Source organism: Nocardioides cavernae, assembly GCF_013410035.1.
Lineage (GTDB): Bacteria > Actinomycetota > Actinomycetes > Propionibacteriales > Nocardioidaceae > Nocardioides > Nocardioides cavernae_A.
The window spans coordinates 25,819-35,224 of record NZ_JACCBW010000008.1; the positions used below are offsets into that span (position 1 = coordinate 25,819).

11 protein-coding genes are annotated in these 9,406 nt (G+C 73.5%); 5 read left to right on the top strand and 6 right to left on the bottom strand.

All coding sequences use genetic code 11. The features are described from left to right. The first annotated feature begins 21 nt into the window (after positions 1–21). Both F4692_RS20475 and F4692_RS20480 read left to right on the top strand, forming a co-directional pair. Positions 22–1,500, top strand: a complete 1,479-nt coding sequence (locus tag F4692_RS20475) for a peptide MFS transporter (protein ID WP_179621595.1) — start codon at positions 22–24, stop codon at positions 1,498–1,500. Position 1,501: 1 nt separating this feature from the next. Further along, positions 1,502–2,212 (top strand): ZIP family metal transporter, encoded by a 711-nt coding sequence (locus tag F4692_RS20480; protein ID WP_179621596.1) that lies wholly within the window; start codon positions 1,502–1,504, stop codon positions 2,210–2,212. A 121-nt stretch (positions 2,213–2,333) separates the two neighbouring features. On the opposite strand, the gene F4692_RS20485 is transcribed toward F4692_RS20480, so the two are convergent. Beyond that, positions 2,334–3,386, bottom strand: coding sequence for a DNA polymerase IV (locus tag F4692_RS20485; protein ID WP_179621597.1), 1,053 nt, complete (start codon positions 3,384–3,386; stop codon positions 2,334–2,336). A 360-nt stretch (positions 3,387–3,746) separates the two neighbouring features. On the opposite strand from F4692_RS20485, the gene F4692_RS20490 reads away from it, so the two are divergent. The 3 genes from F4692_RS20490 (at position 3,747) to F4692_RS20500 (ending at position 5,724) form a co-directional block, all read left to right on the top strand. After that, the gene (locus F4692_RS20490; RefSeq protein WP_179621598.1) at positions 3,747–4,436 is read left to right on the top strand and encodes an SPFH domain-containing protein; all 690 of its coding nucleotides are present in this window, start codon (positions 3,747–3,749) and stop codon (positions 4,434–4,436) included. A gap of 117 nt (positions 4,437–4,553) precedes the next feature. Beyond that, positions 4,554–4,796, top strand: coding sequence for a hypothetical protein (locus F4692_RS20495; protein ID WP_179621599.1), 243 nt, complete (start codon positions 4,554–4,556; stop codon positions 4,794–4,796). 82 nt (positions 4,797–4,878) lie between these two features. Next, positions 4,879–5,724, top strand: coding sequence for a GNAT family N-acetyltransferase (locus tag F4692_RS20500; RefSeq protein ID WP_179621600.1), 846 nt, complete (start codon positions 4,879–4,881; stop codon positions 5,722–5,724). Here the strand turns inward: F4692_RS20500 and F4692_RS20505 are convergent. The 5 genes from F4692_RS20505 to F4692_RS20525 all read right to left on the bottom strand — a co-directional run. Further along, positions 5,714–6,757, bottom strand: coding sequence for a hypothetical protein (locus F4692_RS20505; protein WP_179621601.1), 1,044 nt, complete (start codon positions 6,755–6,757; stop codon positions 5,714–5,716). The genes F4692_RS20500 and F4692_RS20505 overlap by 11 nt on opposite strands. Beyond that, the gene (locus F4692_RS20510) at positions 6,750–7,094 is read right to left on the bottom strand and encodes a PadR family transcriptional regulator (protein ID WP_179621602.1); all 345 of its coding nucleotides are present in this window, start codon (positions 7,092–7,094) and stop codon (positions 6,750–6,752) included. The genes F4692_RS20505 and F4692_RS20510 overlap by 8 nt, the downstream gene beginning before the upstream one ends. A gap of 38 nt (positions 7,095–7,132) precedes the next feature. After that, a complete protein-coding gene (locus tag F4692_RS20515) occupies positions 7,133–8,329 on the bottom strand; it encodes a cysteine desulfurase-like protein (RefSeq protein ID WP_179621603.1) in 1,197 nt (398 codons plus the stop codon). A gap of 20 nt (positions 8,330–8,349) precedes the next feature. Continuing rightward, positions 8,350–9,297 (bottom strand): succinylglutamate desuccinylase/aspartoacylase family protein, encoded by a 948-nt coding sequence (locus F4692_RS20520; protein WP_179621604.1) that lies wholly within the window; start codon positions 9,295–9,297, stop codon positions 8,350–8,352. A 9-nt stretch (positions 9,298–9,306) separates the two neighbouring features. Continuing rightward, the coding region (locus tag F4692_RS20525) for an integrase core domain-containing protein (RefSeq protein WP_179621605.1) at positions 9,307–9,406 on the bottom strand (100 nt) is incomplete at its 5' end.

Consider the following 9,406-nt stretch of genomic DNA (forward strand, 5'->3'; position numbering starts at 1 on the left):
CGCGGTGGCACCGTGGATCGGGTGAGTGCCCACCAGTCCAGCCCGCACCAGAAGACGCGCGACACGCGATCCGACACCGGCTTCCTCGGCCAGCCCGCCGTGCTGGCCAACCTCTTCGGGGTCGAGCTGTGGGAGCGGTTCAGCTTCTACGGCATGCAGGGCATCCTGCTCATCTACCTCTACTTCACCGCGGCCGAGGGCGGCCTCGGCATCGACCAGGGCGTCGCGACGAGCATCGTCGGCGCGTACGGCGGCGCGGTCTACCTCTCGACGATCCTCGGCGCCTGGCTGGCCGACCGGCTGATCGGTCCGGAGCGGACGCTGTTCTACGCCGCCGTCTGCGTCATGCTCGGGCACGTCGCGCTGAGCCTGCTGCCCGGCCTGACGGGCGTGGGCGTCGGGCTGGTGCTGATCGCGCTCGGCTCGGGTGGCGTCAAGGCCAACGCGACCTCGCTCGTCGGCTCGCTCTACGACGAGCACGACACCCGCCGCGACGCGGGCTTCTCGCTCTTCTACATGGGCATCAACATCGGCGCCTTCATCGGCCCGCTGCTCACCGGCCTGCTCCAGGACAGCATCGGCTTTCACTGGGGCTTCGGCGCCGCGGCGGTCGGCATGGCGCTCGGCCTCGCGCAGTACACGATCTTCCGCGGGCGGTTGCCGGAGGAGACGCACCACGTCGCCAACCCGCTGCCCGCGGGACGCGGGAGGGCGTACGCCGTGGGCGGGGTCGTGGCCGTCGCGCTGGTCGCCGTCCTGGTCCGGGTCGGCGTGATCACCGCCGAGCGGCTCTCCGACATCGTCATCGGGATCAGCCTCCTGGCCGCGATCGCGTACTTCGTGCTGATCCTGGCCGACAAGCAGGTGCAGGGCGTCGAGCGCAGCCGGGTGCTCGCCTTCATCCCGCTGTTCGTCTGCAACGTCGTGTTCTGGGCGCTCTACCAGCAGCAGTTCACCGTCGTCCCGATCTACGCCGACGAGCGACTCGACCGCGACCTGTTCGGCTGGGAGATGCCGATCGCCTGGGTCAACAGCATCAACCCGGTCTTCATCATCGTGCTTGCCGGCGTGTTCGCCGCGCTGTGGACCAAGCTCGGCAGCCGCCAGCCCGCGACGCCGCTCAAGTTCGGCGCGGGCACGGCGCTGATGGGGGTCGCGTTCTTCCTGTTCCTCGGCATGCCGGCCGGCAGCAACACCGCACCGCTGCTCGGCATCGTCGGCATCCTGCTGGTCTTCACGCTGGCCGAGCTGCTGATCTCCCCGGTCGGGCTCAGCGCCACCACGAAGCTCGCGCCGAAGAAGTTCGCCACCCAGATGGTCGGCCTCTACTTCCTGTCGATCGCCCTCGGCACCGCCCTGGCCGGCACCCTCGCGGGGTACTACGACCAGGACGCGGAGGGACCGTTCTTCATCTGGGTCGGCCTCGCTGCGGTGGTCACCGGCGTCGTCGTGATGATCGCGAACAAGCCGATCCACCGCCTCATGGCGGGCGTCGACTGACGTGCTCGAGTCCCTGGGCTGGGGAGTGCTGGCCGCGAGCTCGCTCGTGGTCGGCGCCGCCCTCGCGCTCGTACGCCGCTGGCCCGACCGGCTCGTCGGCCTCGTCCTCGGCTTCGGTGCCGGCGCGCTCGTCGCGAGCGTGTCGTTCGAGCTCGCCGAGGAGGGGCTGCGGATCGGCAGTGCGTACGCCGTCGCCGCGGGGCTCGCGCTCGGCGGGCTGACCTACGTCGGTGCCGACCGCCTGGTGCAGCGGTGGGGAGGGCGCGAGGGTGGCTCGTCGGCGGGGGCGCCGCTCGCGGTCGGTGCCTTCCTCGACGGCATCCCCGAGCAGGCCGTGCTGGGCATCGGGATCGCCTCCGGCGGCGGGGTCAGCGCCGCACTCGTGGTGGCGATCTTCGCCTCGAACCTGCCCGAGGCCATCGGCTCCGCGGCCGACATGCGCTCGGCCGGCCGGTCCCGCGGCTCGGTGCTCGGGCTCTGGGCCGGTGTCGCCGCGTGCTGCGCGCTCGCCACCGTCGCCGGCACGCTGCTGGCCGACGCGGTCTCCCGCGACGGCCAGGCCTTCGTCGACGGCTTCGCGGCCGGGGCGCTGCTGACGATGCTGATCGACTCGATGGTCCCCGAGGCCAAGGAGAAGGCGCGGGACTGGGCGGGCCTGGCCACCGTCGTGGGCTTCGCGATCGCGGCGGGGTTGTCGCTGCTCGGCGGGTGACGGGCTCCCGCTGCTCCACCATGGGATGCAGACGAGCCTGCACTTCCCCGGGTCAGCTCACCCCGGGGAGTGCAGGTTGATCGACATCCCATGGTGAAGCGTCACGGCGAAGCGGCGGTCGTCAGTAGCCGCCCTCGGGCGGGATCATCTCCCCGCGCACCCCGAGCAGCCGCACCGGCCGGGCGTCGTCGAGGGCGAGGAAGAGCTCGAAGGCGGTCTGCGTGATGACCTCGACGTCCCACGTCGGCTCGGGGAGCTTGCGGATCCGGGTGAAGGTGAAGAACGGCGCGAAGCGCACCTTGAGGTGGACGCGCATGATCGCGCGGTCCTCCTTGCGGACGTCCTCCACGACCCGCTCGGCGAGCTCGCGCAGGGCGACGCGCACCTCGTCGGGGGTGACGAGGTCGGACTGGTAGGTCGTCTCGCGGCCGTGGGCGCGCGCCACCCAGGGCGTGTCGTCCGGCCGGGAGCGGCCGCCCCCGCGACCGAGCCGGCCCAGGTGCGGGCCGTTGGCCGGTCCGAACGCCTGCACCAGCGCGTCCTCGTCCGCGCCGGCGAGGTCGGCGACGGTGCGGATCCCGATCGCCTCGAGCCGGCCGCCGATCTTCGACCCGACACCCCACAGCGCGGTGGTGGGCCGCTCGCCCATGACCTCCATCCAGGTGTCGCGGGTGAGCATGAAGGTGCCCTGTGGCTTGCCGAAGTCGGTCGCGATCTTCGCGCGGACCAAGGTGTCGCCGATGCCGACCGAGCAGTGCAGCGCGGTCGCCTCCAGCACCGCGGCCTGCACCTGCCGCGCCGTCGCGACCGGGTCGTCGGTCTCGACCCCGACGAACGCCTCGTCCCACCCGAGCACCTCGACGACCGCGCCCGGGAAGGCGCGCAGCGTCTCCATCACCCGGGCCGACGCCTCCTCGTAGACGGGGAAGTCGACCGGCAGGAACACCGCGTCGGGGCAGCGCCGCTTGGCGAGCTTCAGCGCGAGCCCGGAGCGTACGCCGTGGGCGCGGGCCTCGTAGGACGCCGTAGACACCACGGCGCGCTCGGTCGGGTCGCCGCGACCGCCGACCACGACGGGCAGGCCGACGAGCTCGGGGCGCCGCAGCAGCTCGACGGCCACGAGGAACTGGTCCATGTCGACGTGGAGCACCCAGGGACACACCTCGCCGCTCATCCGCCCATCGTGCCGGACGCCGCCGACAGCGCTGTGGAAAACGGGATGCGCGTCCCGGGGGTCCGCGCCTAGGCTCGTGCACGGCGAGATCAGCGGCGGGGCCGGAGTTCCGGGCCCCGTTCCGCGCGTCGTACCTCGCCACGCACCGCCCGACAGGGCACTGGCATCGGAGCATCCGCTCCCGTGAGTTCGACTCTCACTCCTCCCACGGGTGGTGGCCGGTGACGTGTCGCGACGACGCGCCCTGAGGCGGGGCCGGTCAGCACGACGGCTCCGGTCCCCGCACGTCGCCGTGGTCGCCGGCCACCACCCCAGCCCTCCACCCATCCGCCTACCGCGCTCCGCGAAGGAGGCCCGCCCATGACCCGGAAGCACCTGATCCACCCCACTCGCACGGTCCAGCCGTGGGAGGCCCTCCTCGAGCGCCGCGACGGCGAGCCCACCGTCGTCCTCGGGCCCGGCCGGCACGTCGTACGCCGCCGGGCGACCTACGAGCTCGTCGACCTGCGCGAGCGGATCGACCTCGTCCCGGCGCAGGAGGTGCCCACCTCCGACGGTGTGAGCGCCAAGGTGTCGGCCGTCTTCCGCTGGGCCGTCGTGGACCCGGTCGCCTTCACCGAGCGGCTCCGCGACCCCGTGGGCGCGGTCTACCTCGCTGTGCAGCTCGGCCTGCGCGACGCCCTCGCCACCCGGGAGGCCGAGGCGCTGGTCCGCGAGACCCGCACCCGGCTGGCCGAGGGCGTACGCGAGCGGGCCACGGCGGCGGCCGACGAGGTCGGCGTGCGGCTGGTCGACGTCGTCGTCAAGGACGTCGTCCTGCCCCACGACCTGCGCGAGGCGTACGCCGAGCTCGTCGTCGGTCGACACCGCGCGCAGGCGCAGCTCGAGGCGGCGCGTGCCGAGACCGCCGCCCTGCGGTCCCTGGCCAACGGCGCGAAGCTGCTCGACGACCACCCGTCGCTCGCGCAGCTGCGGCTGGTCCAGGCGCTGCCCCCGGGCTCGCGCGTCGAGCTGGTGCAGCCGGGGCGTACGTCCTCCCACGAGGACTGACGTCCGGTCGAGCGGTGCGTGAGACAGGTTCCGCCGTCCGAGAACCTGCACCACGCACCGCTCGGTCCACCCGTCCGGGCGGGACGCCGGGGTCCGCCCCGGCGTACGGTCGAGGTCATGAGCAGCGACCAGACGGAGTCCGATCCCTACGCCGAGCACCCCGAGGAGTCGGCCTTCCCGGGCGCCGGGCGACGGGTGAGCGACGAGGAGCGGCAGGCCGCGCTCGACGCCGAGCCCGCCGGCAACGCGACGGTCGGCGACATGGTCGACACCGACGACGTCGACTCGTCCGCGCACGAGCAGGGGCCGGGGTCCGAGGAGGTCGTCGAGCAGGTCGAGGGCGGTCACCGGGCCGACTGACGGGCCGACAGGGCTGGTCGCCCCGGGCGGGTCACGGCAAAACCCCGCGCGCCGCGCCGCACCGCGGTGCCACAGTGCCGCCATGACCCCCGAGCGCCTCGACGTCGAGCAGGCCCTGCCCCGGCTGCAGGCCCTCGCCTCCCGGCTGTGGTCCACCGAGTCGCGCCACCACCCCGGCCAGCTGGCGTGGTCGTGCGCGTACGGCGAGCCACAGGTCCTCGACCTCGGCCCGGCCTTCCTCCTCGACGACGCCTGGGCGTGGCTGGAGTCAGCCGACTGGCTGGAGATCTGCGGCGCCGATCCCGGGTCCGTCGACGCCGTCGTCACCGCGGCCCTGTCGGAGGCCGCCGAGGAGGTCACCGCCAGCACGCTCGAGACGGAGACCGTCGTCGTCGACGTGCTCGCGAGACACGGCTTCGCCGAGGTGGAGAGCCCGTGGTTCACCCACCACCACCTCGACCTGACAGGCCTGCCGCAGGTCGCGCTGCCCGAGGGGTACGCCGTCCGCGCGGTCCGTGCCGGTGAGGCCGAGCAGCGTGCCGCGGTCCACCGCGCTGCCTGGTCGCCGACCTCGCGCGTCACCACCGCGGCGCACGAGCGGCTCATGACCACCCCGCCCTACCGGCCCGACCTCGACCACGTCGTCATCGCGCCCGACGGTACGTGGGTCGCGTCGTGCTGCACCTGGCTCGACGACGCCACCGGGGTCGCGCTCGTCGAGCCGGTCGGCTGCGTCGAGGAGCACGCCCGCCGCGGCCTGGCGACCGCGGCGTCGGTCTCCGCGCTCACCGCCGCCCGCGACGCCGGTGCCACGACCGGGCTCGTCTGCCCGCGCGGGGACGACGGCTACCCGGTGCCGGCCAGGCTCTACCGCGGGATCGGGTTCGTCCCCGGGGCGCGGACGCGGACCTACCGGCTCACGCGGTAGCCGGCCCCCGGCGCTGCTCGAGGTAGCGGAGGTACTCCCGCCAGGCGAACCAGGCGAACCCGGCCGCGAGGAGCAGGCTGCTCCACGCGCGGTCGGAGACGAGCAGCCCGACCACGTTGAGCACCGCCATGACGAGGTAGAACCAGGTCTTCAACAGGCTGCGTCGCGCGAGGTCGGGGGCGAAGCGGGCCGCGTACTCGCTCGGCGTCCCGAACTCCTCCCGGAGGCTCCGACCCGTCTCGGCGGCGTGGGCGTGTGCCTCCGCCACGATCGTGCGCACGCGCACGTCGGACAGGGAGTAGCGCTCGCGGAGCAGCCCCGCGAGCTCGCGGGACCAGTCGTCCGCGCTGACGGCGGCACGCGGGGTCGGCGACGGCCACGTGCGTGTCCACCGACCCCACGCGGTGGCGAGGAGCGCGCAGGTGGCGGCGACCGGCACGTACCACCACACGCTGTGCGTGCCGAGCGGGTGGTCCTTCGACCACTCGTTCACGATCGCCGCACCGGTGGAGAGCACGGCGACCGCGGCGGCGGCCGCCCCGACGGCGCTGGCGGTCGAATGGCGGCGGAGCAGGTCGTCCCAGGCGGCAGCGGCCGCGACCGGACCCACGCCGATCACCACAGGGATGAGCACCATGCCCCACGTCCACGGGCGGAGGGAGTCGCCCCGCATCGCGAAGAGGACGGCGAAGACCACGCACATCACGGCGGCGAACCCCAGACCCCACGAGGGGACGTCTCGCCACGTCATGGAGTGGGTGTCGTCGAGGCGCAACCGGGCCTCGTCGACCCATCGGTCGTAGAGCTCCGCGGCGTGCTCACGTGCCGGTCCGAAGAGTGCCTCGGGCGACTCCTGCGACTCGCGCACGACCGTGAGCGCCTCGGCGAGCCCCTCGCGGACCAGGTCCGCCTCGACGCTGCGCATGAGGAGGGCCATGGACACGCTCCACGCCCAGGTCTCGTCGAACTCCTCGCCGCGGGCCTCGCTGAAGGCGTCGATCGTCGTCTGGAGCGGCGTGCGGTCGTCAGTCATGCCTCATCTCCCCCGCGCTCATCGTCGTCAACGTGTCGCCGAGCGCGCGCCAGGCCGCGAGGTCGTGCTCGAGCCGGTCGCGACCGACGGTGGTGAGGGCGTACTCCCGACGTCCCGGCCCGCCCTGCCCCTCGACCCAGGACGCCTCGACGTCGCCGGCCTCCTCCAGCCGGCCCAGCACCGGGTAGAGCGACCCACCCTTGAGCAGACCGAAGCCGTGGCCGTCCAGTGCCTGCGCGACGGCGTAGCCGTGGAGCGGGCCGTCCGTCAGGCTGGCCAGCACGGCCAGGTCGAGGGCGGCGCGGACCCACGTCGGGGGCCACTGTGCGTCGGTCATGTACCTAGGTACATCACATACCTAGATACGCGCCTTGGTCAGGTGAGGAAGTCGGTCAGCCCCTCGAGCAGCCGGTCGACGTCGTGGTCGTCGTTGTAGGCCGCGAGGCCGATCCGCAGGCCCGAGTCGACGGGCAGCCCGAGCGCCCGGAACGTCTCGTACGCGTAGAAGGTGCCGGCCGGCACCAGCACGTCCTGCGTCGCGAGGTGCTCGTACGCCTCCGCGGGCAGGCGGTCGCGCAGGGTGAGGAACAGCGTCGAGGTGCGGTCGGCTGCGCGGGAGTGGAGGGTGAGGCGGTCGCCGAGCGCGGCCAGTCCCTCCTCGATGCGCCCCCGCAGCCGCAGCTCGTGGGCCGCGATCGCGCCCGCCGCCGAGACCAGCCGCTCCCGCCGGGTGGCGCCGGTGCCCAGCGAGGCGATGAGGTCGACCGCGGCGGTCGCGCCGGCGAGCAGCTCGTAGGGCAGCGTCCCGAGCTCGAAGCGCTCCGGGACGACGTCCGTCGACGGCACGAGCTTGTCCGGCCACAACGTCTCGAGCAGCGCCGGGTCGGCGACGAGCGCGCCGCAGTGGGGGCCGAAGAACTTGTAGGGCGAGCACACCAGCAGGTCGGCGCCCATCGCGGCGATGTCGGGCGCGGCGTGCGCGGCGTGGTGGACGGCGTCGACGTGGACCAGCGCGCCGACCTCGTGCGCCCGCGCGGCGACGGCCGCGACCGGCGGGCGGGTGCCGAGCAGGTTGGACGCGGCGGTCAGGGCGACCAGGCGCGTCCGCTCGCCGATGACGTCGAGTGAGGCCGGGTCGAGCTCGCCCGTCGCCGGGTCGAGCCGCAGCCACCGCACGGTCGCGCCGGCGCGCTCAGCGGCCTGGATCCACGGCCGGACGTTGGAGTCGTGGTCGAGCTCGCAGACGACCACCTCGTCGCCGGCGCCCCAGGTCCTCGCCAGCGTGCGGGAGAAGTCGTACGTCAGCGCGGTCGCGCTGCGGCCGTGCACCACGCCACCGGGATCACCGCCGACGAGGTCGGCGATCGCCGATCGGAAGCCTGCGACCACGGACTCGGCGTTGCGCTGGCTGACGGTCGCGGCGCCGCGCTGCGACAGCGGGCCGGTGAGGGTGCGCGCGATCGCGTCCCCGACGACGGCCGGCGTCTGCGTGCCGCCCGGGTTGTCGAAGTGGGCGATGCCCGAGGCGAGGGAGGGGAACCCGGCACGGAACGAGGCGACGTCGAACGGCATGGCACGAGCCAACCAGACCCTCAGCTCGCGATGTGAACCACCGCGTCGCCGGAGTTCACGAGCGGCGCCTCGGTGCGACCGATCACGATGCCGTCACGGTTGGCGTAGACCGCGCGCAGCGTCTTGCCGAAGGAGTCGAAGAGGGTGCCGAGGCGCTCGCCGTCGCTCACCTTCTGCCCCAGGTGGGCGTCGAGGTGGAGGATCCCGGTGCGCCGCGCGCGGACCCACCCGCTCGAGCGGCACTCCAGGCTCGGCTCGACCGGCGGCTCGTCGACCGCGTCGGTCATGCCGAGCGACGCCAGCACCCGGCGTACGCCCACGACCCCCGCCTCGACGGCGTAGTCGTCGAAGCGCAGCGGCTCCCCGGCCTCGTAGAGGAGCACCTTCGCGCCCTGCTCGCGGGCCGCGTGGCGCAGCGAGCCGTCGCGGATCCGGGCGTGGACCATGACCGGGGCGCCGAACGCGGCGGCGAGCTCGCGGGTACGCGGGTCGTCGAGGTCGGCGCGGACCTGCGGGAGGTTGCTGCGGCGGTCCGAGCCGGTGTGCAGGTCGATGCCGACCTCGCAGCCGGCGACGATCTCCCGCATGAAGAGGTGCGCGATCCGGCTGGCGAGCGACCCGCGCGCCGAACCGGGGAAGGACCGGTTGAGGTCGCGCCGGTCGGGGAGGTAGCGGTCGCCGGTCATGAAGCCGAGGACGTTGACGATCGGCACCGCGACCAGGGTGCCCCGGAAGGTCTTCGGGTCGAGCCCGGCCATCACCTGCCGCACGACCTCGACGCCGACCACCTCGTCGCCGTGGATGGCCGCGTTGATCCAGGCCGTCGGCCCGTCCTCACGACCGTGCACCACCCGGACGGGCAGCGTGACGTCGGAGCCGGTGACCAGGCGGGTGATCGGCAGCTCGAGCGCGCGGACCGAGCCGGCGCGGATCCGCACACCGCCGATGGCAAAGGACTCGCGAGGCACGGGGTCAGCCTAGTTGTACTGATCGGTGAGGTTGATCAACCTGGTGATGGGTGCTGACCCGCCGATGGCGGTGTGGGGCCGGTGGTGGTTGTACTCGTGGAGCCATGCT

Coding starts and splice junctions, on each gene's coding strand:
- F4692_RS20485 (WP_179621597.1), bottom strand. CDS start 3,386: ATGAGCGGCGAGGTGTGTCCCTGGGTGCTCCACGTCGACATGGACCAG.
- F4692_RS20490 (WP_179621598.1), top strand. CDS start 3,747: ATGACCCGGAAGCACCTGATCCACCCCACTCGCACGGTCCAGCCGTGG.
- F4692_RS20495 (WP_179621599.1), top strand. CDS start 4,554: ATGAGCAGCGACCAGACGGAGTCCGATCCCTACGCCGAGCACCCCGAG.
- F4692_RS20500 (WP_179621600.1), top strand. CDS start 4,879: ATGACCCCCGAGCGCCTCGACGTCGAGCAGGCCCTGCCCCGGCTGCAG.
- F4692_RS20505 (WP_179621601.1), bottom strand. CDS start 6,757: ATGACTGACGACCGCACGCCGCTCCAGACGACGATCGACGCCTTCAGC.
- F4692_RS20510 (WP_179621602.1), bottom strand. CDS start 7,094: ATGACCGACGCACAGTGGCCCCCGACGTGGGTCCGCGCCGCCCTCGAC.
- F4692_RS20515 (WP_179621603.1), bottom strand. CDS start 8,329: ATGCCGTTCGACGTCGCCTCGTTCCGTGCCGGGTTCCCCTCCCTCGCC.